This window comes from Streptomyces tauricus, from assembly GCF_014650955.1.
GTDB classification, from domain to species: Bacteria; Actinomycetota; Actinomycetes; order Streptomycetales; family Streptomycetaceae; genus Streptomyces; species Streptomyces tauricus.
Map to the genome: position 1 here is coordinate 486,982 of NZ_BMVY01000002.1, position 25,110 is coordinate 512,091.

Genomic DNA, 25,110 nt, shown 5'->3' on the forward strand with positions numbered 1-25,110 from the left:
CGTCACTTTCCGAAGCCGAAGCCGTTGCCCGTGCCGCCGCCGTCCACCTTGGAGCGCAGCCGCCTGCCCTTCTCGGTGGCCTGGTCGTTCAGCTCCTGCTGGAAGTCGCGCATCCTGTGCAGGAGTTCCTCGTCGTGCGTGGCCAGGATGCGGGCGGCGAGCAGGCCGGCGTTGCGCGCGCCGCCCACCGAGACCGTGGCGACCGGGACGCCGGCCGGCATCTGGACGATCGACAGCAGCGAGTCCATGCCGTCGAGGTACTTCAGCGGGACCGGTACGCCGATCACGGGCAGCGGGCTGACCGAGGCGAGCATGCCGGGCAGATGGGCGGCGCCGCCCGCGCCCGCGATGATCGCCTTCAGGCCGCGGCCGGCCGCCTCCTCGCCGTACGCGATCATCTCGCGCGGCATCCGGTGGGCGGAGACCACGTCGACCTCGTACGCGATCTCGAACTCGTCGAGGGCCTTGGCGGCCGCCTCCATGACGGGCCAGTCGGAGTCCGACCCCATGACAATGCCTACGACAGGGCTCATTCGGTGATCGTTCCTCTGAGGTAGCCGGCTGCGTGACGGGCGCGCTCCAGCACGTCGTCGAGGTCGTCGCCGTAGGTGTTGACGTGGCCCACCTTGCGGCCGGGCTTCACGTCCTTTCCGTACATGTGGATCTTGAGCTGGGGGTCGCGTGCCATGCAGTGCAGGTACGCGGAGTACATGTCGGGGTAGTCGCCGCCCAGGACGTTCACCATGACCGTCCACTTCGCGCGCGGGCGCGGGTCACCCAGGGGCAGGTCGAGGACCGCGCGGACGTGGTTGGCGAACTGGGAGGTGATCGCGCCGTCCTGGGTCCAGTGACCGGAGTTGTGCGGGCGCATGGCCAGTTCGTTGACGAGGATGCGGCCGTCACGGGTCTCGAACAGCTCGACGGCGAGGTGGCCGACGACGCCGAGTTCCTTCGCGATGCGCAGGGCCAGTTCCTCCGCCCCCAGCGCCAGCTCGTCGGAGATGCCGGGCGCGGGCGCGATCACCGTGTCGCAGACCCCGTCGACCTGCTGGGACTCGACCACCGGGTAGGCCACGGCCTGACCGTGCGGCGACCGTACGACGTTGGCGGCCAGCTCGCGGACGAAGTCGACCTTCTCCTCGGCGAGCACCGGGACGCCGGCCCGGAAGGGGTCCTCGGCGTCGGCCGCGGACCGTACGACCCACACGCCCTTGCCGTCGTAGCCGCCGCGGACGGTCTTGAGGACGACGGGGAAGCCGTCCCCCTCGGCCCCGTCCGGGACCCCTTCCGCCGCGAAGGCCACCACGTCGGCGGGATCGCTCACGATCCGGTGCCGTGGGCACGGCACGCCGATCTCGACGAGCTTCGCGCGCATCACGCCCTTGTCCTGGGCGTGCACGAGCGCGTCGGGGCCGGGGCGCACGGGGATGCCGTCCGCCTCCAGTGCCCGCAGATGCTCGGTGGGTACGTGTTCGTGATCGAACGTGATCACGTCACAGCCCCGCGCGAAGGCCCGCAGTGTGCCGAGGTCGCGATAGTCGCCGACGACGACTTCGCTGACCACCTGCGCCGCAGAGTCCTGGGGGGTGTCACTGAGGAGCTTGAACCTGATGCCGAGCGGGATGCCCGCCTCGTGTGTCATACGAGCGAGCTGACCGCCGCCGACCATGCCGACCACCGGAAACGTCACACCTCCAGGGTATCGGCCGTTTCGAGCCACCCCTGTCGCCCGCCTGATCATCGGAAATTGTGCGGGTTCATCACATCCCGGCCACATCTTCGAGTCCGAGCCAGGCACCGGACAGAACCGCTGGTTAGCATGGCGGAGTCGACGAAGGTTGACGAAAATGACGTATCCGACGAGACGGGGGCTGGGCGACACCATGGGCACAGGTGGTAAACGCGGGGCTCATGCCAGGCCGACCAGCGCCGTTCGCCTCCGGATCGAGCGGTTGACCAGGGAAGTCGCCAAGTTCGGCGCGGTCGGCGGAGCCGGGCTCCTCGTCAACCTGATCACCTTCAACCTGGTGCGTCACACGACCGATCTGCAGGTCGTGCGGGCCAGTGTGATCGCCACGGTCGTCGCCATCGTCTCGAACTACATCGGTTTCCGCTACTTCACGTATCGCGATCGCGACAAAAGTGGCCGTACCAAGGAACTGACGCTGTTCGTCCTGTTCAGCGCGGTCGGCCTCGTCATCGAGAACGGCATCCTCTTCGCCGCGACGTACGGCCTGGGCTTCGACAGCCCGCTGGCGAGCAACGTCTTCAAGTTCGTCGGCATCGGCATCGCGACCCTCTTCCGCTTCTGGTCCTACCGCACGTGGGTCTTCCGGGTCGCCCCGGCCCACGACCCCGTGACCGACGCGGAATCGTTCCTGGAGAACCCCTCCCCCTACCTGAAAGAGGAAGACCGCCCGACCCAGGGCTTCCGCCAGGTCCAAAGAGTCCGCTGACCTGCACTTCCATGCCTTCAGGGCCGCGGAAAACGGCGCAGCCTTTGCGCCTTTCGGCTCCCAGGGGCGCGGGGAACGGCGCGGTCTTTCGCTTTTTTAGGGGCGCGGGGAACGGCGCAATCTTTGCGCCTTGAAGCCTTCAAGGGGCGCGGGGAACGACGCGTGCGGCCCCCACACCGCCGAACCGACGGGCGCGCTAGCGCACGGTAGGTTCGTCCCCCTCCCGCCGCCTCAGCGGCGTACGCGACAAGAACAGCCCGAACACCGGCGGCTGCGCCTGCAGCATCTCCAGCCGCCCCCCGTCCGCCTCCGCGAGGTCACGGGCGACAGCGAGCCCGATCCCCGTGGAGTTGCGCCCACTGATCGCCCGCTCGAAGATCCGCGCACCCAGGTCGGCCGGCACCCCCGCCCCCTCGTCGGTGACCTCGATCACGGCCTGGTTGCCGGTGACCCGCGTACGCAGCGCGACCGTGCCCCCGCCGTGCATCAGCGAGTTCTCGATCAGCGCGGCAAGGACCTGCGCCACGGCCCCCGGCGTCCCCACGGCCTGCAGATCGTGCTTGCCCGAGCTGACGATCGCGCGCCCCGCGTTGCGGTAGGCCGGCCGCCACTCGGCGAGCTGCTGCTTGATGACCTCGTCGAGGTCGAAGGTCACGGCGGAGCCGGTACGCGGGTCGCGGGCGTTGGTCAGCAGCCGCTCCACCACGTCGGTGAGCCGCTCGACCTGCGCCAGCGCGATGGTCGCCTCCTCCTTGACCGTGCTCGGGTCGTCGGTGAGGGTGATCTCCTCCAGCCGCATGGACAGGGCGGTCAGCGGTGTACGCAGCTGGTGCGAGGCGTCGGCCGCGAGGCGCCGCTCGGCCGTCAGCATGCGGGCGATGCGCTCGGCCGAGCCGTCCAGCACATCGGCGACCCGGTCCAGCTCCGGAACCCCGTACCGCTTGTGACGCGGGCGCGGGTCCCCCGATCCGAGCCGTTCCGCGGTCTCCGCGAGGTCGGTCAGCGGGGAGGTGAGCCGGTTGGCCTGGCGGACCGCGAGGAGGACGGCGGCGACCACCGCGAGGAGAGCCACCGCCGCGATGATGAGCAGCGTCCGGCCGACCTCACGGGTGACCGCCGAACGCGCCTCCTCCACCGTGACGGTCTCGCCTTCCTCCCCGGCGCGGGTGGAGGTGATGACGTCACCGGTGGGCGGCTTACCGATGTGGATGGTGTCGCGGCCCGGGATCTCGATGCGCGCGTACCGCTCACCGGTGACCTGGTCCTTGAGGACCCGGGCGTTGACCTGCTCGTCGCCGAGGATGCGGCTGTCGACGATGCTGACCAGCCGCACCGCCTCGGAGTCCACCCGCTCCTGGGCGCTGTTGCTGATCGTGCGGGTCTCGACGATGACGAGCGAGACCCCGAACACGGCGATCACCACCAGCACGACGGCCAGCGTGGAATTGATGAGACGGCGACGCACAGGTCCCTCCGGGCAACTGGTGATCTGGGCTGGAGCCGTACCCCGTCAGGGGCGCGACCAGCCACACACGGCCCGCGGCCGCGCACCCCCCGCCGGCGGCGACGGCAGGAAAGCGCGGCCCTGCAGCAACGGGCCTAGCTCTTCTCGAAGCGGAAGCCCACTCCTCGTACCGTCGCGATGTACCGCGGGTTCGCCGCGTCGTCCCCCAGCTTCTTGCGCAGCCAGGAGATGTGCATGTCGAGGGTCTTGGTGGACGACCACCACGTGGTGTCCCAGACCTCGCGCATCAACTGGTCGCGCGTGACGACCCGGCCGGCGTCCCTGACGAGCACCCGGAGCAGGTCGAACTCCTTCGCTGTCAGCTGCAGCTCCTCGTCGCCCATCCACGCCCGGTGCGACTCGACGTCGATGCGCACCCCGTGCGTGGCGGGCGGCTGCTGGGGCTCGGCCGCGCCGCGCCGCAGCAGGGCCCGTACCCGGGCCAGCAGTTCGGCGAGGCGGAAGGGCTTGGTGACGTAGTCGTCGGCGCCCGCGTCCAGGCCCACGACGGTGTCCACCTCGTCGGCGCGCGCGGTCAGGATGAGGACCGGCACGGTCATGCCCTCGGCGCGCAGCCGCCGGGCCACTTCCAGTCCGTCCATACCGGGCAGCCCGAGGTCGAGCACGACCAGATCGATACCGCCCTGGATGCCCGCGTCGAGCGCGGTGGGTCCGTCCTCGCGTACCTCAACCTCGTACCCCTCTCGGCGCAGGGCGCGAGCCAGGGGTTCCGAGATGGACGCGTCGTCCTCGGCGAGCAGTACTCGGGTCATGAACTGATGGTAGTCCGCTGCGGAGCGGCGCAGTGAGGGTGATCGACATCCGTGACGGTCCGGGCCCGCCCGGGACGCGCGACGCACATACGGGAGACCCCTGAGCGCCGTACGACCCTGGGGTTCAGGATGTAAATCTGTGAACGGCCTTCGATTCAGGCGCATGGTTCCATCCATACCTGTGATCCATCTCTCAAGTCATGCCATATGCGGCATTGCCATGAGGTAGGGCCTTATGGTGACCAGACGTGACCTGTGGCCGGGCCCCGAGCGCGAGAGCGCGTGACGGGCGTGGATCCCGGTGGTCGTCGTCCACCGCTTCGAGACGGAGCGGAACTCCCCCTGGGCGTGGGGCGGGACGGCCGACCCGCCGGTGCCGGCCGCCTCCCCCACCGGGCGCGCAACCCCATTCCGCCGCAGCGGATCCCGCTCCTGCGGCTTCCGCCTCGGCGGCGCGTCCCGACCAGCAAGGAACGACCATGGCGTCCAGCCTGACGAAGGACTCGGTCTCTCCGGGCACCCCCGGTTCCGGATCCGAGATGACCTTCTTCGGCCACCCCCGCGGACTGGCCACACTCTTCATGACCGAGATGTGGGAGAGGTTCTCCTACTACGGCATGCGGGCACTGCTCCCGCTCTATCTGGTCGCCCCCGGCGGCCTGAACATGAGCGCGACCACCGCGACCGCGATCTACTCGGTGTACCTGTCGCTCGTGTACCTGCTCGCCCTTCCCGGCGGCTGGTTCGCGGACCGGGTGCTCGGCCCCCGCAAGACCGTCGCCGTCGCCGGACTGGTCATCATGCTCGGCCACCTGACGCTGGCGCTGCCGTCGTCCGGCACGTTCTTCGCGGGGCTCGGCCTCGTCGCGATCGGCTCGGGTCTGCTGAAGGCCAACATCTCCACGATGGTCGGCCACCTCTACAAGGGCCCGGACGACCCGCGCCGCGACGGCGGCTTCACGATCTTCTACATCGGCATCAACCTGGGCGCCTTCGCCGCTCCGCTGGTGATCGGCACCATCGGTGAGAAGGTCAACTGGCACCTGGGCTTCGCGCTCGCCGCGCTCGGCATGGCGCTGGGCCTGGCGCAGTTCCTGATGGGCCGCCGCCACCTCGACGCGCGCTCGGACGTCGTCCCGACGCCGATGTCCGCCGCGGAGAAGTCCGCGACCCTGCGCAAGGGCCTGCTGTGGCTGGCCGTCGCCGCGGTGTTCTACGCCGTCGTCGGCTTCTCCGGCCACTACACGCTGAACTGGATCATGGTTCCGCTCGCGCTGATCGGCCTGATCATCCCGGTCTGGGTGATCGCCCGGATCAAGCGGGACAAGTCGCTGGACCGCGTCGAGCAGTCGAAGATGTCCGCGTACATCTGGTTCTTCGTCGCCGCGGCCGTCTTCTGGATGATCTACGACCAGGGCGGCTCCACGCTGTCGATCTTCGCCGAGTCGTCGGCCGACAACAGCGTCTTCGGCTGGGAGTTCCCGGTCTCCTGGTACCAGTCGGTCAACCCGGTCATGATCATGGCGCTCGCCCCGGTCTTCGCCTGGGCGTGGCTGGCGCTGAACCGGGCCGGCCGGGAGCCGAGCACGATCGTGAAGTTCGCGTCCGGTCTGGTCCTGGTCGGCGCCTCGTTCTTCCTCTTCCTGGCCCCGCTGACGATCGCCGACGGCGGGCACAAGGCCGCCGCGATGTGGCTGGTCGCCATCTACTTCGTACAGACCGTCGGCGAACTGGCCGTCTCCCCGGTCGGCCTCTCCGTCACCACGAAGATGGCCCCCGCGAAGTACGCCTCGCAGATGATGGGTGTCTGGTTCCTGGCCGTCACCGCCGGCGACGCGACGACCGCCCTGCTCTCCATCGCGGGCGTCGACCTGAACGGCATGGGCGTCGTCGCCCTGGAGGCCACCCTCGCGGTGGTCGCGGGCGTGGCGATCTACATGTACCGCAACAAGGTCAAGTCCTTGATGGGCAACGTGAACTAGCCGCTCCGCGGTGCTGGGCAGCACATCGTCCACGCCCCGGAAGCGGCTGACTGCGCCGTTCCCCGCCCCCCTAGACACCTAGGGGCGCGGGGAACGGCGCAGTCTTTCGCCTTTGCCTTCAGGGGCGCGGGGAACGGCGCAGTCCTTTCGCTTTTCAGGGGCGCGGGGAACTGCGCAACCAGCCACACCGGCCTGCCAGTTCCCCACGCGCCCCACCCCTACGGCACCCTCCGCGAAGCGGCCCGCCGCCACGCGCCCGGCATGAACGTGAACACCGCCCCGCCGAGCAGAACCGCGGTCCCGGCGACAAACCCGAGCGCCCGCAACAGCCCCCCGTCACCGGCCCCGGTATCCGCGAGCCCACCCCCGGGGTCACCGGAACCACCACCCGCAGACGTCCCCGCTCCCCCGGCGGAGCCCCCGGCCGCCCCTCCCGGCTGCGCAGACGTGTCCAACGTCAGCGAAACCGCCGACTTCGTAGGCGTACACGTGGTCGTCGTCCCGAGCGCCTTCACCGTCAGCACCCCCGGCGACAGCGTCGACTCCCCGTCCGCGCCCGGCTTGTACGTACCGGTCATGTCGGAGATCACCATGGGGTCCCCGGACTTGATGGCCTCGGCGTTGGTCGGCCCCTCGACGGCGACCGTGCCCTGGTCGGCGCCGCCCAGCACGACCTCCATCGACGGTTTGACCGAGTCGGCCGGGATGTCGGCGGGGCTGTCCATCACGGACCCCTTGAACTGGACGGTGAGGTCGTAACTCCCGCCGTTCTTCCTGGCGTTGATCTGCACCGGAGAGGTCGCGTTCTTGTCCCCGATCGGGGTCTTGCACGCGTAGGGGATGTCGACCGCCTTACCCGTGAAGTCGGTCTGCTCCTCCCCACCCCCGGTGGGCGCCGGACTCGTGGGCGCCGGACTCGTGGGAGCCGGGCTGGTAGGCGGCGGAGTGGTAGGCGCCGGACTGGTGGGATCTGGCGACTCGGGAGGCGGATCGCCCTCCCCCGCCGTGACGTTGATCGTCGCCGCGGACTTCACCGTCTCCGTAGGCGCGCACTTCGTGTCCGTGGACATGACGTTGATGGCGTACGCGTCCGGCGTCAGCGTCACCGCACCGGCCGTCGTCAGTTTCAGCTTGCCCTTCATGTCGGACAGGATCATCGCCCCGCCCTTGGGGATCGCCGGGTTCTCGCGCGGCCCCTGCATCGCGACGGACGCGGTCTGCGCACCGGCCGCCTTGAGGGTGCCGGACGGCTGGACGGAGTTCGCGGGCAGATCGATGAGGTCGGGGTTCTTGGACGCGGCCTGCGCGAACTTCCACACCACCTCGACCTCGTCACCGACCTTCGCCGTGGCGGGCGCGCTGATCTCCACCTCGGTGGTGCCCTTGACCGTCGGCAGCCCGGAGACGGGAGGGGGTACGCAGTCGGTCGCGTAGGACATCTCGGCGGCCTGGGCGGGCGCCGCCGCCACGCCCAGCAGGACTCCCGCACCGCCGAGCATCATCGCGACCCCGGCCGCGCTCGCTCTCCGGCCGCCTCCGGGTCTTCTCCTTCCGGGCCGGACTCTCCGTTGCGTGCTCACGTGTTTCCCTTCCTGGTGGGGGTCGTCGAAGTGTTCTCGTGCGGTGCGGAGAGCTGTTCGGCCCCGGCGGTCCCGGCGGTCCCGGTGGCCCCGGTGGCCCCGGTGGCCCCGGTGGCCCCGGTGGCCCCGGGGTCGGTGTCCGGAGTGAACCAGGGCAGCGCGGACCGCGTACGGGCCCGGGTACGCGTACCTGTGCCGGCGGCGGCCGAGTCGGGGTCGCCGGAGTCCCCGGCGGTCGGCGAAAGGTTCAGCTTCGGCATCCGCAGGGCGACTTCGGGCAGCCGCAGCCCCCCGCGCCGCACGCCGTGCGCCCCACGTCCGGGCCGCACACGTTGCCCACCCCTGCCGCTGCCGGAACGCCCGGCGCGCGCGGCGGATCCCCTCGGCCGCACCCGGTCCACCACGGCCATCCCGGTCCGGAACAGCGCGGCCGGTACGACGACACAGACCAGGATCCAGAAGAGCGTCACGCCCCAGGGGCGGCCCACGCCCCAGGGCTGCTCGGCGAGCACCTTGCCGCCGAACTTCAGGGACACCGTGTAGTCGCCGTGCGCACCCGCGGTCAGCTCCACCGGCAGGCTGATCCGGGCCTTCTTACCTGGGGCGATGGTTCCGCGCCACTGGTGTTCCTCCCACTGCGGGGCGAACACGCCGTGCGAGGTGCCGACCTGGAAGACCGGGTTCTTCACGGCGGTGGTGCCGACGTTGCCGACGGTGAAGACGAGTTCGCGGGCGGGCGGCGCGCCGAACCAGGTGAGCAGACCGCTGGACCCGTCGAGCCGGGTGTCGGTGAGCACCGAGAGCCGCCCGGCGCTGTCCTCCTTGGGCAGCGGCTCGACCTCGTGTCCCGCGACCAGGAAAGGGGCGTCCGCCGCCGCCTTCGCGCCGGTGACCGTGGCGACATGGACCACGCAGGGACACGGTTCGGGCGGTTCGGTGACCGGCAGTTTCTTGCTGAACCGGCCCTTCGCGTCGGTGGTGACGGCCCGTCCGTCGGCGTTGGCGCAGGAGTTGGTACCGCCGATCACGCCCCGGTCGGTCGAGGACTGACCGCAGATGAGCAACATCAGCAGGGCGTTCGCCCGCCATCCACTGCCGCTCACCGTGATCGACCCGCCGGTCCCCGCCTGGGACTTGGAGAGCTTCACCTGCGGCTTCTCCGCCGCGGAGGCGGTCACCCCCGCCAGCGGGCACAGGACAAGCGCGAGCACCGCCACCAGGGCGGGCATCCGCACCCCCACGGCCTCCCGGCAGCGGCGCACCCTTCCGCCCCCGCCACCCACGTCACCGCTCACATCGCCGCTCCCGTCGTCTCGACTTCCGACGTCCCGACTCCCGTCGTGTCGACCTCCGTACGCGGCCGCTCGGCGCCCCCAGTCCACCCGGACCGCCCCCGCCGCCGCACATGTCGTACACGTCGTACACGTCGTACGAACCAGAGGGCGCCCCCCGCGCACACCGCGAGCCCGGACAACGCGCCCACCACCCCCGCCGTCCGCGGCACGAACCACACGCGTGCGTCCGCCCCGGCACGGACCCCGCCCTCCGCCGTGACCGTCAGCCCGACGTCGACCCCGTCGAGGGCGGGCGGATCGGGCCAGGGTTCGTCGAGCCGGACGCGGCGGCCGGGAAGCAGTTCGACGGGCAGGGTGCGCGGGGCCCGGTCGAGAACTTCGCCGAACAATCCCTCGGCGCGTACGGCGAGCCTCGGGGTCAGCACGGTGGTGCCGCGGTTGACCAGTTCGTAGGAGATCAGGCCGTCATGGATCCGCACGTGCTCGACCGTGAGCGCCGAGAGGGTCGGTCCGCCGACGCGCAGCTGGACCCGTACGGCCGCGGTCCGGCCCCCGGCGCTCGCGAGGATCGCGCCGGGGTGGTCACCGGGCGCGGTGTCCGCCGGGACGCTGACGGTGAAGGGCACGTCGGCGCGGGTGCGCGCGGGAATCCGTACCGTCCGCTCGGCGAAGGTGATCCAGGCCCCGGTGTCCTTCGCCCGCGCCCGTACGGAGAGCGTTCCGTCGGCGCCGTTGTCGGCGTCGGCGCCGCGGAGCCGTACCGTCAGCGGCTTTCCGCCGGGGTTGCGCACCGACACGGTGTCCTGGAGGACCGTGCCGGGCGCGCCCTCGGCGTAGAAGTACGGCCGGCCGTCGCGCCCGCCCGCCGAGGGCACGACGGACCAGTCGTCGGCGGCCACGGAGACCGGGGAGGCGCCGAGCACGGTCACGGAGGCGAGGCAGAGGGCACGGACGGCGAACGGCATCGGCGGCTCCGAGGCAGAAGGGCTGGTGCGGGGCGGTTCAGCCGCGGGCCTGGTTGCGCCGGGTCAGCCACAGCACGCCCGCCGCGCCCGCCAGCAGGACGGTGCCGCCGAGCGTGCCGAGGGCGATCGCGGAGTCCTCGGGTCCGGTCTGCGGCAGCTCCTCACCGCCGGCCGGAGCGTCCTGCGCCGAGCCGGAGGAGCCGGAGGTGCTGCCGCCACCGGCCGCCGCGGCGACGGTCAGGGTCAGCGATGGCTTCGGGTTGTTGCCGGGTGTGCAGGTGGTCGTCGTACCGAGGGCCTCGATGGTCAGTACACCCGCGGTGAAGGTGACCTTGCCGCTTCCCTTCGGGGTGTACGTCCCGGACAGATCGGTGATCTTGATGGGGGTGTTGGCGGGGATCGCGTCCGGGTTCGCGGGGCCCTTGACCGCCACGGTCCCGCTGTCGGCGCCGCCGAGTTTGATGACCGCGCTCGGGTTCATCGCGCCCTTGCCCAGTTCGACGGGGCTGGACGAGACACCCTTCTCGAAGGTCATCGTGAGCCGGTAGCCGCTGCCGCTCTTGACGCTCTTGATATCGATGGGCGAGACGGCTGATTTATCACCAATAGGGGTTTTGCACTGATAGTTGACGTCCACCACGTCGGCCCGGGCTGCGGGGGCGGCCATCAGCACCGCCGAGCCGGCCAGGGCCGCGGCGGACGCGAGCGCGGCGGTTCGTTTCTGGTACGTCCGGTATGACACGGTCCCCTCATTCCCGAAGGCGTTCCTGACACCGTTCCTGACGAAGTTCCTGACGGAACATCAGATCGGCCGTCAAGGTACGCCCGGCCCCTTGCCGAGGGAAGACAAAGCGCACACCGGATCCACAGGATTCCAACGCACAAGAACCCCTACCGCCCCACACCCAGAGCGCCGAAGGCCATCAGGGGGCGCGGGAACCGGCACCCGAGGGCCCGAAGCCCCGACAGGGGCGCGGGGAACGACGCACGGGGACCCGAAGCCCCGACAGGGGCGCGGGGAACGACGCACGGGGACCCGAAGCCCCGACAGGGGCGCGGGGAACTGCGCACGGGGGCCGAAGGCCCCCAAGGGACACGGGTACCGGCACCCGAAGGACCGAAGACCCTCAAGGGGGGCACGGGGAACTACACCCGAAGACCGAAGACCCTTAAGGGGGGCACGGGAACGGCGCCCGGAGGGCCGAAGGCCCTTAAGGGGCGCGGGGAACTGCGCGACCAGCACAGACCGACCCGCAGCCAAACCCCACCAGCCAAAGGCACCCCGCAGGGACCCACACCCCCGGAGGGGATAGGCAACCCAACCCACAGGGCAACGCCAAACCACAGCGGAGCGCTACGCGGGGGCCCCCAACTCCGCCCAAACAGTCTTCCCCGCAACCCCCTCCGCCCGGATCACACCCCAGTCCAGGCACAACCGCTGCACGATGAACATCCCGTGCCCCCCGGGCCGCCCGGCCCGGTGCGGCGTCCGCGGCGCGGGCTGACCGGCCCCGCGGTCGGAGACCTCGATCCGCAGCACCTTGTTCTCGCAGGAGATCCAGAGCTCGTCCGGACCCTCCGCGTGCAGACAGGCGTTGGTGACGAGCTCGGAGACGACCAGCAGCACATCCTCCGCCGCGGCCCGCCGATCGGCGGTGGCCGCGGGCAGCCACCCCCACTCGTACAGCGCCTGCCTGGCGAAGTCACGGGCGAGCGGGACGACGCCGCTCTCGCCGTCGAAGTTCAGCCGGCGGGCGTGGCGCCCGGGGGGCGTACCGCCCGGAGACGCCCCGGAAGCGCCGCCGTCGCCCGATTCAGGGCCGCGGTCGCCCGGCGAGTAAGGCCGGGTGGTGCTCATCAGCGCTTCACCTCACCGATTCACCAGTTCACGATCACGATTCAAGACTCAGTTCTCAGCACATTCAGCACACGGGACGCACTCGGAAAGCTCGGGACACTCGGGCTCCGGGAGTGGTCCGGGACTGCCGCGTACTCGCCGTTGGGTCCGTTGACATATTCAGGATGTCTCCTGCCCGACCGAACCGTCGGAACACCCACTTGTTCGGTACGGATGACGAGACCCCGATATCGCGTTGATCACGTCGAAGGCGACCCGGACACAACTGTGCCGCAGGACAGCACCCCGGAGCGACTACTCACCCCGATCGGCCGCGGAGGCCCGGCCCTCGGCCGCACCGCCCTCGGGCCCCGCCGCCGCGGAGCCGTCCGCCGTGGAGTCGCCTGCCCCGCTCTTGTCGTCCAATGCCGCTTCCAGCGTGTCGTGCACGGTGAAGACGGCTTCTGCTCCGGTGATCTCGAAGACCCGGGCCACCACCGGCAGCATTCCTGCCAGATGGACCCCACCACCGGCGGCCTCGGCGCGCAGCCGAGCGCCGAGGAGGACGTTCAGTCCGGTGGAGTCGCAGAACTCCAACCGTGAACAGTCCACGACGAGGCGCACGAACCCGCGGTCGAGGCAGTCCTCGACCGGTTCGCGCAGAAGATCCGCCGTATGGTGATCCAGCTCACCCGCCGGGGTGACGACGGCACTAGTGCCCTCTTCTCGCACCTCGACCAGAAGCCGGCCCGACTGTGCGCTGCCGACCGTCCCGCGGTCCATGCCGTCTCTCTCTTCCGACCGATGTGGTTGTTCGTTGACGCACTCGAACCCTACGCCTTCCCTGCACACTCTGACACCCGAACAACCGCCAAGAATCGGACATTTCACCGCATAACTCACTTGCGAGAGGGTCACGAAAGCGGGTAGGGCTAGTAGAGACAGTTTTCGACACGGCCGGCTTTGGAGGCGCCGCACACCGCAGTGCACGTATTGGCATCGGCAGCCATATGCCGAGAACGATGGAGGACATCATGTCACCCCGGCTCGACGCATCGCAGGCCCAGAGGGCGACGTCGACACGCCCTCTGGACGAACTGGAAGAAGAGTCCGCCGACGAGAACGCCGGCCTCGCCGGGCTTCCCGAGATCCCCCCGTTCGCGGAGGTCGGCCCGGTCGACGCGCGAGCACTCTCCAAGACTCTCTTCGCGCGACTCGAGACGCTGGAGGAAGGCACCTCCGAGTACTCGTACGTCCGCAACACCCTCGTCGAACTCAACCTCGCACTGGTCAAGTTCGCCGCCTCCCGGTTCCGCTCCCGCAGCGAACCCATGGAAGACATCATCCAGGTCGGCACGATCGGCCTGATCAAAGCAATCGACCGCTTCGAGCTGAGCCGTGGCGTCGAGTTCCCGACATTCGCGATGCCAACCATCGTCGGTGAGATCAAGCGCTTCTTCCGCGACACGTCATGGTCCGTGCGCGTACCGCGAAGGCTTCAGGAACTCCGTCTCGACCTGGCCAAGGCGGGCGACGAACTCGCGCAGCAGCTGGACCGCGCTCCGACGGTGGGAGAGCTGGCGGAGCGTCTGGGGCTGTCGAACGACGAGGTCGTCGAGGGCATGGCCGCGTCCAACGCCTACACAGCCAGCTCGCTGGACGCCCAGCCCGAGGAGGACGACTCCGAGGGCGCGCTGGCCGACCGCATCGGTTACGAGGACCACGGGCTCGAAGGCATCGAGTACGTCGAGTCGTTGAAGCCGCTGATCGCCGAACTTCCGCAGCGCGACCGGCAGATCCTGTCGCTGCGCTTCGTCGCCAACCTGACCCAGTCGGAGATCGGCGAGGAGCTGGGCATCTCGCAGATGCACGTGTCGCGACTGCTGTCGCGGACGCTGGTGCGGCTGCGCAGGGGGCTGACCGTCGAGGAGTGACCCTCCAGTAGCGACACTTTCGCCGTACGTACGGCATGCGCGGGGCCGAGCCGGCCGGACCGGCTCGGCCCCGCGCTTTCTGTCAGCGTTACCCAGGGATACCCCTTTCCCCTCCGGTCACCTTCCCTCACTATGGGCACCCGGCAAACTGGCTGGTACGTCAGCAGTCGGCTGAGTGGGCGGCGGTACGGGCGCGGAGGAGGCGGACGCATGGCTCGGGGCGAGGGCGACGACGATCGGCCCGGCGGAGGGGTGCACACGGGGGCGTCCGACGCGCGACTCACCGAACTGCTGCGCGCCGACGCCACGACCGGGGACGCGGCGCTGGAGGAACTGCGCGCCCGCCACCGGAGCGCGGTGCTCGCGTACGCCCGGCTGTGCACCACGGGCGAGTACGCGGCCCGGGAGCTGACGGCCCACGCGTTCACGCTCGCCGCGCGGGAGACCGTACGCGGGGTCGATCCGCGCGGGCCCTGGCGGCACCAACTCCTGCTGCTGTCCTGGCGGGTGGCCGTCGCGTGGGCCGGGGACCAGCGCTCCCGACGGCTCGACCCCGGACTGCTCGCGCGGCTGCACGAGGCCGGTCCCGGCGGCCCGAACCCGCCGATGCTCGACGCGTTCCGCTCGCTGCCCGCCCGGATCCAGGGCCTGATCTGGTACGGGCTGGTCGAGCGGGAGCCCGAGGACGAGACGGCGGGACTGCTGGGGGTCACGCGCCAGGACGTGACGTACGGGCTGGAGTCGTCGCTCCAGGTGTTGCGCGCGACCTTCCTGAAGTCCCACCTCGCCGCGTCCGGGAACCCGCGCTGCCAGGACTTCCGCCGACTGATCGAGGAGTCGGTACGCCCGGACAATCCCCGTCACAGCACGGATCTGCGCACCCACATGGCCGAGTGCGAACACTGCGCCACGGCCTACGAGGTGCTCTCCGCGCTGCGGGACGATCCGCGTACGGCGCTGGCCGAGGGCCTGCTGCCGTGGGGCGGCACGGCGTACGTGCCGACCGCCGGGCCCCGGCCGCACGACCACGAGCGTGCCGAGTCAAGGCCGTGGTCGGCGCTGCAAACCTGGCCGCGGTCCCGCCGCCTCGTCCTGACCTCGGCGGCACTAGGCGTGGCCCTGGCCCCACTGCTCCTCTTCCTCACGCCCTCGGGGGACTCACAACCCCAGGGGGCGAACGGCACGGCGACTCCGACACGCCCACCGGTGACGGTGACGGCCACGGTCCCCACGACACAGCTGCCCTCCGCGACGAGCACGACGAAACCGCCGAAGCAGACGCGCAGCCCGAGCCCGTCGAAGCCCACGACCCCGGCCCCGAGCCCGTCCCGTACGAAGCACACCCCGCCGCCGTCGCCGCCCGGCGGGAGCTACGCCCAGGTGGTCAATCTCGCCTCGGGCCGCTGTCTGGACATCCGCAACGGCGACCTGGAGAAGGGCACGGACGTGATCACGGCCCCGTGTTCCGCCTCCCGCACGCAGCGCTGGCGGGTCGACGCGGACGAGGGCGCTCTGCGGTCGTACGCCGACCCCGACTTCTGCCTGGACAGCCGGGGCGCGACCGACGACGGCGTGGGCATCTGGGAATGCGACTCGCTCGACGGCCACAACGGCCCGAACCTACGCTTCGCGGTCACCCCGACGGGCACCCTCACCCCGGCCATAGCCCCGGACCACGCCCTGACCCCGACGGGCGACAACACCCTGGCCCTGGCACCGGACACGGGAGGGCGGGGCCAGCGATGGAGGGCGGGGGCGGCCTGAACCGCCCGCGCCGCGATCCATGAGGCTCACACGGCGGCCAGGTCGCACCATACGTACTTGCCTCGGTTGCCGTGTCTGAACAGGGGTTGCCAGCCCCAGGCGTCGGAGCAGGCGCGGACCAGGGCGAGGCCCCTGCCGCCCTCGGTGTCCGTGAGACCGGTCAACTCCCCGGGCGGCTCGGGCGGTTCGGGGTCCGCGTCCCACGCGCCGATCTGCAGGACCCCGAGCGACCAGCAGACCCGCAGGGTCGCGGGCCCCTTCGTGTGCAGTACGGCGTTGGCGACCAGCTCGGCCGCGAGGAGTTCGGCGACGTCGACGAGGCGGATCAGGCCGTGCATGGTGAGGATGAGCCGAAGGGTGCGCCGGCAGACGGTGACGCCCCGGGGGTCGTTGGGGATGGACACGGAGTACTCCCAGGGCAGGGTCTCGGTTTCGGGCACGCGGCAGCTCCAGGGGTGGGGTGGGGTGAGTCGCACGGGCGGTGTCAGAGCCGCAACCGTCATGGCAGGACGAAGCGGTGCGCTTCCGCAGCGTGTGCGGTGCGTCACTGACAGTAGGGTAGTAATTCCTACCGTTGCAACCGATTGACGTAATCTGACTCCGAACGAGGAACCCCAGAGAGGCAGTTGCCTGAATGACCATGCGGAGCCAGCCCACAGCACGACAAGCTCGTCTGGGCTCTGAGCTGCGCAAACTGCGTCAAGCCGCCGGCAAACCAGCCAAAGAGGTCGCCGGGCTACTCGGGTCGAGTTCGACACACATGAGCCAGATCGAAGCCGGCAGTTCGGCGATCAGCGAGGAGCGGCTGCGCAGGCTGGCAGCCCACTGCGCGTGCACTGACGAGGAGTTGATCGACGCTCTCGTAGCGATGGCGACCGAGCACGCACGCGGTTGGTGGGACGAGTACCGAGGAGTCCTGCCCCAGGTGAACCTTGACGTGGCCGAGGCGGAGCACCACGCTACATTCCTGCGCGAGGTCGTCATCACCTACGTTCCGGGGCTGCTCCAGACCCCCGACTACGCCCGGGCAGTGTTCCAGTACATGCGCCCGGAGTTGCCCCAGAGCGAGCTGGCGCCCCGGGTGGAACACCGGATGCGGCGGCGCGCGGTCATCGACGGCGACAATCCCACCCCGTACGAGACGATCCTGCACGAGTTCGCACTACGCATCCGTGTGGCCGACCGCCACACGTCCCTCGTCCAACTCCGCCAGATCCTGGACCAGATCGAGCAGGGGCACGTCACCGTGCGCGTCATCCCGACCGACCAGGACGGCTTCGGTGGTGCCGACGCGTCAATGATGTACATGGGTGGGCCCCTGCCCCAACTGGACACCGGCCTTCTCGACGCGCCCACCGGGACCATGTTCACTAATGCTGAGGCGGAGCTGAAACGGCTCCGAACACTCTTCCGTAAGGTGGAAGCGGCGTCGCTGGACCCCACGGCGTCACAAGACTTCATCCATCGCTTGACCAAGGAGCTGTGAGCGCGCCATGGACCACACCCTGCACTGGCAGAAGTCCACGTTCTCGGGGGGCGGCGAAGGCAACACGTGCGTGGAACTCGCGGCCACCCCCACCACCCTCCACCTCCGCGAGAGCGACACCCCGGACACCGAACTCACCACCACCACCGGCCCGTTGGCCCACCTCATACGCGGGGTGAAAGCGGGCGCAGCCCCTACCGCACCCTGACTCACACGCGTACGCCCCGGCGCCACACCTCCCGTACCAGCGGCACCCCCGGCCGGTAGGCCAGGTGTACGTGGCTCGGGGCGTCCAGGAGCGCCAAGTCGGCGTACGCGCCCGGGGCCACGCGGCCGATGTCCGTGCGGCGGAGCGCCGCGGCGCCGCCCGCCGTGGCCGACCAGAGCGCCTCGTCGGGCGTCATGCCCATGTCCCGTACCGCCAGCGCGACGCAGAACGGCACGGACGACGTGAAGGACGAGCCCGGGTTGCAGTCCGTCGACAGGGCGACCGTGACGCCCGCGTCGAGGAGCCGACGCGCGTCGGGCCACTGCGCACGCGTGGAGAACTCCGCGCCCGGCAGCAGCGTCGCCACCGTGTCACCGCTCGCGAGGGCGTCCACGTCCGCGTCGGTGAGGTACGTGCAGTGGTCGGCGCTGGCCGCGTCCAGCTCGACGGCCAGCTGCACACCGGGGCCGTACGAGAGCTGGTTGGCGTGGATGCGCGGATGCAGCCCCTTCGCCTTGCCCGCCGTGAGGATCGCGCGGGCCTGGTCCCCGTCGAAGGCGCCCTTCTCGCAGAAGACGTCGATCCAACGCGCGTACGGGGCACACGCGTCCAGCATCTCGCCGGTGACGAGCGCGACGTACGCGGCGGGGTCGTCCGCGAAGTCCGGCGAGACGATGTGCGCGCCGAGGTAGGTCACCTCGTCGGTGTGGGCGGCGGCGATACGAAGGGCCCGCGCCTCGTCCTCGACCGTCAACCCGTAGCCCGACTTGGTCTCGAACGTGGTCGTGCCCTGGCGCAGGGCCTCGGCGAGGTAGCGGGTGAGGTTGCGCTCCAGCTCCTCGTCGCTCGCCGCGCGGGTGGCGGCGACGGTGGTCCGGATGCCACCGGCGCTGTAGGCCCGCCCGGACATACGGGCGTTGAACTCCTGCGTGCGGTCGCCCGCGAAGACGAGGTGCGAGTGGGAGTCCACGAAGCCGGGGATGACCGCGCGACCACCGGCGTCGACCTGATTGTCAGTGGCGGGTGCTTTTCTTGAGTCACCGGTCCAAGCGATGCGGTCGCCGTCGATGACGACGGCCGCGTCCTGGATCAGACCGAGCGGAGATCCGTCACCGAGGGAGGGGTCGTTGGTGACCAGACTGGCGATGTTGGTGATGAGGGTCGTGCTGCCGGTATTGCTACCGCTGGTGGTGCCGGTCGTGCTGCTCATGGCGTCCTCGGGGGCTGTCGGGGCGAAGGGAGCCTGGTCAGGGCCTGCGTTCAGGCGCGCAGCGCTTCGATCGCGTCCGCGAGGGCCTGCGGCACGTCCGGGACGAGGGTGTGCGCCCCGTCGCGTACGACGTGCCGGCCGCCCACGACGGTGTGCCGCACATCCGCCGCTGTCGCGGCGAATACGGCCGTCTCGGCGCCGAGCCGCGGCAGCGTCCCCGCTGTTCTGACGGAGTCGAGCGCGACCGTCGTGAAGTCGGCGAGCGCACCCGCTTCGAGCGTGCCCGCGTCGGCCCAGCCGAGGGCCGCGTGCCCGTCCGCGGAGGCGGCGCGAAGGAGCGCCGCCGCGGTCCAGTGCCCCCGGGTACGGCTGCGCAGGCGCTCGTTCAGCTCCAACGCGCGTGCCTCTTCGAGCAGGTCGATCACGGCGTGGCTGTCGGAGCCGAGGGACAGCGGGGAGCCGGCTTTCTGGAGGGCGACGGCCGGTCCGATGCCGTCGGCGAGGTCGCGCTCGGTGGTCGGGCACATGCACGTGCCGGTCCCCGACCGGCCGAGCAGCGCGATGTCCGCGTCGGTGAGGTGGGTGTTGTGCACACCGGTGGTGCGCGGCCCGAGCACCCCATGGTCGGCGAGCAACTGCGTAGGGGTGCACCCGTGGGCCGCGAGGCAGGCGTCGTTCTCCGCCGTCTGCTCGGACAGGTGCACATGGAGCGGGGCCCGCCGCTCCTCGGCCCACCGCGCCACCGTCGCCAACTGCCCCGCGGGCACGGCCCGTACGGAGTGGACGGCGGCCCCGATCCGCGCGTGATCTCGGTCCTTGAGAACTGAAGAGCGTGTCGCCCAGGCCTCCGCGGTGCCGTCGGAGAAGCGGAGCTGGTGCCGGTTCGGGGGCTGTCCCCGGCGCGCGTCGACCAGGCCACCGGCGAGGTAGACGGTGTCGAGGAGGGTGATGCGGATACCGGCCTCGGCGGCGGCCTCGATGAGCGCCTCACCCATGGCGTTCGGGTCGGCGTAGGGGGTGCCGCCCGGCGCGTGGTGCACGTAGTGGAACTCGCCGACGGCCGTGACCCCGGCGAGCGCCATCTCGGCGTACACCGCGCGGGCGAGCGCGTGGTACGTGTCCGGGGTCAGCCGGTCCGCGACGGAGTACATGATCTCGCGCCAGGTCCAGAAGGTCCCGGAGCCGACCTGGACGGTGCCGCGCAGGGCCCGGTGGAAGGCGTGGCTGTGGGTGTTGGCGAGGCCGGGGAGCGTCAGACCACGCAGGATCTCCGCTCCGGGCGGTGGACGGTCGACGCCGGTACGGACGGCGGCGATCCTGCCGTCCGCACCCACGTCGAGGCCCACACCCGGCTCGACATAGGAGTCGAGCCAGGCGTGCTCCAGCCAGTACGTCGTGCCTCGCTCGCTCGCGTTCAGCTCGCTCACTTGCAGGCCAGCCCTTCCAGTACGTCGGCGAGTGCGGTCACCCCGGCCACGCAGTCGTCCTCGGCGGCGTACTCGGCCGGCGAGTGCGAGACCCCCGTGGGGTTGCGTACGAACAGCATGGCGGTCGGAATCGAACCGGAGAGGATTCCGGCGTCGTGTCCCGCACCGGTCCCGAGGACGGGAACGTTCAGGTGCGCGCCCTTCCCCCCGTCCCCCTTGCCCAGCAGACGGGCGATCTCGTCCCGCAGGGCGTGCTCGAACTCGACGACCGGCGTGAACGACTCCCGGACGACATCGAGGTGGATGCCGTGCGCGTCGGCGTACTCGCGGGCCGCCTTCTCGATGCCGTGGACGACCATGTCGAGGGTCGCCTGGTCGGCGGCGCGGGAGTCGAGCCAGCCACGCACGAGGGAGGGGATGGCGTTGACGCCGTTCGGCTCGACCGAGATCTTGCCGAAGGTGGCGACGGCGCCCGCGAGCTGTGCTTCCCGGCGGGCCGCGAGCACGGTCTCCGCGTACGACAGCATGGGGTCGCGGCGGTCCACGAGGCGGGTGGTGCCCGCGTGGTTGGCCTCGCCCCGGAAGTCGAACCGCCACCGCCCGTGCGGCCAGATGGCGCTGGCGACGCCGACCTGGTCGCCGCTCAGGTCGAGGGCACGCCCCTGCTCGACGTGCAGTTCGACGAACGCGCCGATCCGGGCGAGGCGTTCGGGGTCCGGCCCGATGGCGTCCGGGTCGTGGCCCGCGGCCTCCATCGCCTGCGGGAGGGTGATCCCGTCGGCGTCGGTGAGCCGGTGCGCCTGCTCGACGGTGAGTTCCCCGGCGGTGAGCCGTGAGCCCACACAGGCCAGCCCGAAGCGGGCGCCCTCCTCGTCGCCGAAGTTCACGATGGCGAGGGGCTTGGTGAACCGCGCGTTGCGGCCGCGTAGTTCGTCCAGCGCGGCGAAGGAGGACACGACGCCGAGCGGCCCGTCGAAGGCGCCGCCGTCGGGCACCGAGTCGAGGTGCGACCCGGTGACGACGGCGTCCCCCGCCGAGGGGTCACCGAGCCAGGCCCACTGGTTCCCGTTCCGGTCCAGTTCGAGAAGGAGCCCCCGCGCCTCGGCCTCCCCCCGGAACCAGTCCCGACAGTCGGCATCGGCCCCGGTCCAGGCGAACCGCCGATACCCCCCGGCCCCGGGGTGCCGCCCGATGGCCTCCAACTCCCGCCACATGGACAGAAAGGAGGAACCGGTCAGCCCGTCCGCCGCCTGCCGACGAGACCGCTCGGGCCCCACCAGCCCGTCCGGCGTTTGAGGACGAGGCCGTTCAGGCCGATCGGGGGTCCGGGGGCGGAGCCCCTGGCCGGGCCCGGGGGCGGAGCCCCCGCCGGACGACGACCCGCTCACTCGCCCTCCCGCATGGGAACCCGCACGCCACGCTCGTCAGCGACGGCCTCCGCGATGTCGTACCCGGCATCGACATGCCGAATGACCCCCATCCCGGGGTCATTCGTCAGCACGCGGCGAATCTTCTCGCCCGCGAGCTTCGTGCCGTCGGCCACCGACACCTGCCCCGCGTGGATGGACCGCCCCATGCCCACACCGCCACCGTGGTGGATGGACACCCAGGACGCGCCGGACGCCACGTTCACCATCGCGTTCAGCAAGGGCCAGTCGGCGATCGCGTCGGAGCCGTCGAGCATGGCCTCGGTCTCGCGGTACGGGGAGGCGACGGAACCGCAGTCGAGGTGGTCGCGGCCGATGGCGAGGGGAGCGGCCAGTTCGCCCGAGGCGACCATGTCGTTGAAGCGCTCGCCCGCCTTGTCCCGCTCGCCGTAGCCGAGCCAGCAGATCCGCGCGGGCAGGCCCTGGAAGTGGACGCGCTCGCCGGCCAGCTTGATCCAGCGGTGGAGGGACTCGTTCTCCGGGAAGAGGTCGAGGATCGCCTTGTCGGTCTTGTGGATGTCGGACGCCTCGCCGGACAGGGCGGCCCAGCGGAAGGGGCCCTTGCCCTCGGAGAACAGCGGCCGGATGTAGGCGGGCACGAAGCCGGGGAAGGCGAAGGCCCGCTCGTATCCGGCGAGCTGGGCCTCGCCCCGGATGGAGTTTCCGTAGTCGAAGACCTCGGCGCCGGCGTCCATGAAGCCCACCATGGCCTCCACGTGCCGGGCCATGGACTCACGGGCCCGGGTGGTGAAACCGGCCGGGTCCTTCGCGGCGTACGTGGCCATGTCGTCGAAGTCGACGCCCACGGGCAGGTAGGCGAGCGGGTCGTGGGCCGAGGTCTGGTCGGTCACGATGTCGACCGGGGCGCCTTCGGCGAGCATCCGCGGCAGCAGGTCGGCGGCGTTGCCGAGCAGGCCGATGGAGAGCGGGCGGCGGGCGTCCCGGGCCTCGACGGCGAGCTGGAGGGCGTGCTCCAGGGAGTCGGCGCGTACGTCCAGGTACCGGTGCTCGATGCGGCGCTCGATGGCGCGCGGGTCGACGTCGATACAGATCGCGACGCCGTCGTTCATCGTCACGGCGAGCGGCTGGGCGCCGCCCATGCCGCCGAGGCCGGCCGTCAGGGTGATGGTCCCGGCGAGCGTCCCGCCGAACTTCTTCGCGGCGACGGCGGAGAAGGTCTCGTAGGTGCCCTGGAGGATGCCCTGCGTGCCGATGTAGATCCAGGAACCGGCGGTCATCTGCCCGTACATGGTGAGGCCGAGGGCTTCGAGGCGCCGGAACTCCTCCCAGTTCGCCCAGTCGCCGACCAGGTTGGAGTTGGCGATGAGGACGCGCGGCGCCCACTCGTGGGTCTGCATGACGCCGACGGGGCGGCCGGACTGGACGAGCATCGTCTCGTCCTGCTTCAGCGTCCGCAGCGTACGGACCATGGCGTCGTAGGAGCGCCAGTCGCGGGCCGCCTTGCCGGTGCCGCCGTAGACGACGAGCTTGTCGGGGTGCTCGGCGACCTCGGGGTCGAGGTTGTTCTGCAGCATCCGCAGAGCGGCTTCCTGCTGCCATCCCAGGGCGCTCAGTTCCGTTCCGCGCGGCGCTCGGACGGGGCGGGGTCCTGACATGGTCTGCCTCCTGGCGACTGGTGAGTACTCCGTACTCCGGGTGATGCCGTTCCTACGGCGGTACGGCAATACCGCGATACAGCAGTTATTCACATCCTGATCCGATGAATAGAACTAGTCAATACCCTGGTGGGCCAGCAGGGGCGCGGCACGGGTGTTTGGCTGGATGTATGGCTGCACACACAGACTCAGGGCACGCGGACGCCGACTCGGACGGGCACACGAACGGGCACCCAACCGGCGAACGGTCGGCGGAAGCCGTACGCCGCCACGAGGCCGTACGCGCGGCCGTGGCGCAGGGACTCGTCGGCCCCGCCACCCCCCTCGTCGCGCTCCTCGACATCACCGGCATCCAGACCTCCGCGGCGGCCCTGCGGGCGGCGTTCGACGCGGTGACCGCACCGGGCACGCCCGTGCTGCACGCGTTCGCGGTGAAGGCCACCCCGCTGGTGCCCGTACTGCGGCTGCTGCACAACGAGGGCATCGGCATGGAGGTCGCGAGTCCGGGCGAGCTGGCCCTCGCCCGCGCCGCCGGGGTGCCCCCGTCCCGTACGGTGCTCGACTCGCCCGCGAAGACCCCCGCCGAGCTGCGGGAGGCACTCGCGCTGGGCATCGCGGTCAACGCGGACAACCCTCAGGAGCTGGCCCGGATCGACGCGCTGGTCGGGTCGGCGCCGGCGACTCGCTCACCCCTGGGGCTGCGGGTGAACCCGCAGGTCGGCGGGGGTTCGATCGGGGCGCTGTCCACGGCGACGGCGACCTCGAAGTTCGGCGTCGCGCTGCGGGACGAGGGGGCGCGCGAGTGGGTCGTGCGGGCGTATCTGGACCGGCCGTGGCTGACCCGGCTGCACACCCACTCCGGTTCGCAGGGGATGCCGCTGGAGCTGATGGCACGCGGGGTGGCCGAGGCGTACGGGCTCGCGGAGGAGATCAACGAACGGGCCGGGCGGCGGCAGATCGACACGCTCGACATCGGCGGCGGGCTGCCGGTGAACTTCGGCTCGGACGTCCACACCCCGACGTACGAGGAGTACGCACGGCTCCTCGCGTCGACCGTGCCGGGGCTGTTCGACGGGCGGTACGGGCTGGTCACGGAGTTCGGGCGGTCGCTGCTGGCCAAGCACGGCGTGGTGCTGGCGCGCGTCGAGTACGCGAAGTCGGCGGGCGGCCGGGCCATCGCGGTGACGCACGCGGGGGTCCAGGTGGCGGCCCGCACGGTGTACGCGCCCGAGTCCTGGCCGCTGCGGGTGGCCGCGTACGACGCCGAGGGGCGGCCGAAGGCAGGGCCCGAGGTGGTGCAGGACGTGGCGGGACCCGCCTGCTTCGCGGGCGACCTGCTGGCGGAGGGCCGGTCGATGCCGCTGCTCGAACAGGGCGACTACGCGGCCGCGCTGGACACGGGGGCGTACTACTTCGCGCACCACTACGGGTACAACTCGCTCGCGCGGCCCGCCGTCCACGGCTTCGGACCGGACGGGGCCGGCGGGGTGCGGTTCGCGACGGTCCGCGCGGCGCAGACGATCGACGAACTCGTGGCGGAGTCGGGAGGGGCACACGCGGATGCGTTGACCGGGTTGAATCCGTGAACCGGGAAAACCCAGAAGGTCTGATTATCTTCAGGGCAATCGACCCACACTAGCCAGCAC

General features: G+C 70.8%; 21 protein-coding genes and 1 pseudogene. 7 read left to right on the forward strand and 15 right to left on the reverse strand.

Features of this window, described 5'->3' with window-relative positions; genetic code table 11:
- Positions 1–2: 2 nt before the first annotated feature.
- Both purE and IE278_RS06745 read right to left on the reverse strand, forming a co-directional pair.
- The gene (purE, locus tag IE278_RS06740) at positions 3–533 is read right to left on the reverse strand and encodes a 5-(carboxyamino)imidazole ribonucleotide mutase (protein WP_189769717.1); all 531 of its coding nucleotides are present in this window, start codon (positions 531–533) and stop codon (positions 3–5) included.
- On the reverse strand, positions 530–1,690 hold the full coding sequence (locus IE278_RS06745; protein WP_189769719.1) for a 5-(carboxyamino)imidazole ribonucleotide synthase: 1,161 nt from the start codon (positions 1,688–1,690) through the stop codon (positions 530–532). The genes purE and IE278_RS06745 overlap by 4 nt, the downstream gene beginning before the upstream one ends.
- Positions 1,691–1,883: 193 nt before the next feature.
- Between IE278_RS06745 and IE278_RS06750 the strand changes: the two genes are divergently transcribed.
- Positions 1,884–2,456 (forward strand): GtrA family protein, encoded by a 573-nt coding sequence (locus IE278_RS06750; RefSeq protein ID WP_189769885.1) that lies wholly within the window; start codon positions 1,884–1,886, stop codon positions 2,454–2,456.
- Between the two features lie 196 nt (positions 2,457–2,652).
- On the opposite strand, the gene IE278_RS06755 is transcribed toward IE278_RS06750, so the two are convergent.
- Positions 2,653–3,921 (reverse strand): sensor histidine kinase, encoded by a 1,269-nt coding sequence (locus tag IE278_RS06755; protein WP_189769721.1) that lies wholly within the window; start codon positions 3,919–3,921, stop codon positions 2,653–2,655.
- 134 nt (positions 3,922–4,055) lie between these two features.
- Positions 4,056–4,733: a response regulator transcription factor gene (locus tag IE278_RS06760; protein ID WP_107015675.1), complete on the reverse strand. Its 678-nt coding sequence runs from the start codon at positions 4,731–4,733 to the stop codon at positions 4,056–4,058.
- A gap of 479 nt (positions 4,734–5,212) precedes the next feature.
- On the opposite strand from IE278_RS06760, the gene IE278_RS06765 reads away from it, so the two are divergent.
- Complete coding sequence (locus IE278_RS06765; RefSeq protein ID WP_189769724.1) at positions 5,213–6,715, forward strand: oligopeptide:H+ symporter; 1,503 nt, start codon at positions 5,213–5,215, stop codon at positions 6,713–6,715.
- Positions 6,716–6,933: 218 nt separating this feature from the next.
- Here the strand turns inward: IE278_RS06765 and IE278_RS06770 are convergent, their stop codons facing one another.
- The 6 genes and pseudogenes from IE278_RS06770 to IE278_RS06795 all read right to left on the reverse strand — a co-directional run.
- Entirely contained in the window at positions 6,934–8,214 is a 1,281-nt protein-coding gene (locus IE278_RS06770) for a hypothetical protein (protein WP_189769887.1), read from the reverse strand.
- A gap of 77 nt (positions 8,215–8,291) precedes the next feature.
- Positions 8,292–9,524, reverse strand: coding sequence for a neocarzinostatin apoprotein domain-containing protein (locus tag IE278_RS06775; protein ID WP_189769889.1), 1,233 nt, complete (start codon positions 9,522–9,524; stop codon positions 8,292–8,294).
- Between the two features lie 62 nt (positions 9,525–9,586).
- Positions 9,587–10,555, reverse strand: a complete 969-nt coding sequence (locus IE278_RS06780) for a COG1470 family protein (RefSeq protein ID WP_189769726.1) — start codon at positions 10,553–10,555, stop codon at positions 9,587–9,589.
- Between the two features lie 37 nt (positions 10,556–10,592).
- Positions 10,593–11,297 carry an LPXTG cell wall anchor domain-containing protein gene (locus IE278_RS06785; RefSeq protein ID WP_189769729.1) on the reverse strand — a complete coding sequence of 235 codons (705 nt, stop codon included), beginning with the start codon at positions 11,295–11,297 and terminating at the stop codon, positions 10,593–10,595.
- A gap of 612 nt (positions 11,298–11,909) precedes the next feature.
- Positions 11,910–12,413, reverse strand: coding sequence for an ATP-binding protein (locus IE278_RS06790; RefSeq protein WP_189769731.1), 504 nt, complete (start codon positions 12,411–12,413; stop codon positions 11,910–11,912).
- Positions 12,414–12,803: 390 nt separating this feature from the next.
- Positions 12,804–13,175, reverse strand: a pseudogene (locus tag IE278_RS06795) (STAS domain-containing protein); the annotation flags it as partial.
- 239 nt (positions 13,176–13,414) lie between these two features.
- Between IE278_RS06795 and IE278_RS06800 the strand changes: the two are divergent.
- Both IE278_RS06800 and IE278_RS06805 read left to right on the forward strand, forming a co-directional pair.
- Positions 13,415–14,326, forward strand: a complete 912-nt coding sequence (locus IE278_RS06800; protein WP_189769734.1) for an RNA polymerase sigma factor SigF — start codon at positions 13,415–13,417, stop codon at positions 14,324–14,326.
- Positions 14,327–14,536: 210 nt separating this feature from the next.
- Positions 14,537–16,090 (forward strand): RICIN domain-containing protein, encoded by a 1,554-nt coding sequence (locus tag IE278_RS06805; RefSeq protein WP_189769736.1) that lies wholly within the window; start codon positions 14,537–14,539, stop codon positions 16,088–16,090.
- 26 nt (positions 16,091–16,116) lie between these two features.
- Here the strand turns inward: IE278_RS06805 and IE278_RS06810 are convergent, their stop codons facing one another.
- Complete coding sequence (locus IE278_RS06810; RefSeq protein ID WP_189769738.1) at positions 16,117–16,530, reverse strand: ATP-binding protein; 414 nt, start codon at positions 16,528–16,530, stop codon at positions 16,117–16,119.
- 194 nt (positions 16,531–16,724) lie between these two features.
- On the opposite strand from IE278_RS06810, the gene IE278_RS06815 reads away from it, so the two are divergent.
- Entirely contained in the window at positions 16,725–17,576 is an 852-nt protein-coding gene (locus IE278_RS06815) for a helix-turn-helix domain-containing protein (RefSeq protein ID WP_189769740.1), read from the forward strand.
- A 7-nt stretch (positions 17,577–17,583) separates the two neighbouring features.
- Entirely contained in the window at positions 17,584–17,784 is a 201-nt protein-coding gene (locus tag IE278_RS06820; protein WP_189769742.1) for a DUF397 domain-containing protein, read from the forward strand.
- 1 nt (position 17,785) lies between these two features.
- Here IE278_RS06820 and hutI read toward each other — a convergent pair whose 3' ends face one another.
- From hutI to hutU, 4 genes are all read right to left on the reverse strand, one after another.
- On the reverse strand, positions 17,786–18,994 hold the full coding sequence (hutI, locus tag IE278_RS06825; protein ID WP_246570045.1) for an imidazolonepropionase: 1,209 nt from the start codon (positions 18,992–18,994) through the stop codon (positions 17,786–17,788).
- 50 nt (positions 18,995–19,044) lie between these two features.
- Positions 19,045–20,421, reverse strand: coding sequence for a formimidoylglutamate deiminase (locus IE278_RS06830; RefSeq protein WP_373311918.1), 1,377 nt, complete (start codon positions 20,419–20,421; stop codon positions 19,045–19,047).
- A complete protein-coding gene (locus IE278_RS06835) occupies positions 20,418–21,635 on the reverse strand; it encodes an allantoate amidohydrolase (RefSeq protein WP_189769896.1) in 1,218 nt (405 codons plus the stop codon). The genes IE278_RS06830 and IE278_RS06835 overlap by 4 nt, the downstream gene beginning before the upstream one ends.
- A gap of 170 nt (positions 21,636–21,805) precedes the next feature.
- Positions 21,806–23,464, reverse strand: coding sequence for a urocanate hydratase (gene hutU, locus IE278_RS06840; protein ID WP_189769744.1), 1,659 nt, complete (start codon positions 23,462–23,464; stop codon positions 21,806–21,808).
- A gap of 170 nt (positions 23,465–23,634) precedes the next feature.
- Between hutU and IE278_RS06845 the strand changes: the two genes are divergently transcribed.
- Entirely contained in the window at positions 23,635–25,050 is a 1,416-nt protein-coding gene (locus tag IE278_RS06845) for a type III PLP-dependent enzyme domain-containing protein (RefSeq protein ID WP_246570047.1), read from the forward strand.
- Positions 25,051–25,110: the final 60 nt, after the last annotated feature.

Excerpts from the sequence above, each read along its gene's own strand:
- purE (WP_189769717.1), bottom strand. The coding sequence starts at position 533 with ATGAGCCCTGTCGTAGGCATTGTCATGGGGTCGGACTCCGACTGGCCC.
- IE278_RS06750 (WP_189769885.1), top strand. The coding sequence starts at position 1,884 with ATGGGCACAGGTGGTAAACGCGGGGCTCATGCCAGGCCGACCAGCGCC.
- IE278_RS06760 (WP_107015675.1), bottom strand. The coding sequence starts at position 4,733 with ATGACCCGAGTACTGCTCGCCGAGGACGACGCGTCCATCTCGGAACCC.
- IE278_RS06765 (WP_189769724.1), top strand. The coding sequence starts at position 5,213 with ATGGCGTCCAGCCTGACGAAGGACTCGGTCTCTCCGGGCACCCCCGGT.
- IE278_RS06770 (WP_189769887.1), bottom strand. The coding sequence starts at position 8,214 with ATGCTCGGCGGTGCGGGAGTCCTGCTGGGCGTGGCGGCGGCGCCCGCC.
- IE278_RS06775 (WP_189769889.1), bottom strand. The coding sequence starts at position 9,524 with ATGCCCGCCCTGGTGGCGGTGCTCGCGCTTGTCCTGTGCCCGCTGGCG.
- IE278_RS06780 (WP_189769726.1), bottom strand. The coding sequence starts at position 10,555 with ATGCCGTTCGCCGTCCGTGCCCTCTGCCTCGCCTCCGTGACCGTGCTC.
- IE278_RS06790 (WP_189769731.1), bottom strand. The coding sequence starts at position 12,413 with ATGAGCACCACCCGGCCTTACTCGCCGGGCGACCGCGGCCCTGAATCG.
- IE278_RS06800 (WP_189769734.1), top strand. The coding sequence starts at position 13,415 with ATGGAGGACATCATGTCACCCCGGCTCGACGCATCGCAGGCCCAGAGG.
- IE278_RS06805 (WP_189769736.1), top strand. The coding sequence starts at position 14,537 with ATGGCTCGGGGCGAGGGCGACGACGATCGGCCCGGCGGAGGGGTGCAC.
- IE278_RS06815 (WP_189769740.1), top strand. The coding sequence starts at position 16,725 with ATGACCATGCGGAGCCAGCCCACAGCACGACAAGCTCGTCTGGGCTCT.
- IE278_RS06820 (WP_189769742.1), top strand. The coding sequence starts at position 17,584 with ATGGACCACACCCTGCACTGGCAGAAGTCCACGTTCTCGGGGGGCGGC.
- hutI (WP_246570045.1), bottom strand. The coding sequence starts at position 18,994 with ATGAGCAGCACGACCGGCACCACCAGCGGTAGCAATACCGGCAGCACG.
- IE278_RS06835 (WP_189769896.1), bottom strand. The coding sequence starts at position 21,635 with ATGTGGCGGGAGTTGGAGGCCATCGGGCGGCACCCCGGGGCCGGGGGG.
- hutU (WP_189769744.1), bottom strand. The coding sequence starts at position 23,464 with ATGTCAGGACCCCGCCCCGTCCGAGCGCCGCGCGGAACGGAACTGAGC.
- IE278_RS06845 (WP_246570047.1), top strand. The coding sequence starts at position 23,635 with ATGGCTGCACACACAGACTCAGGGCACGCGGACGCCGACTCGGACGGG.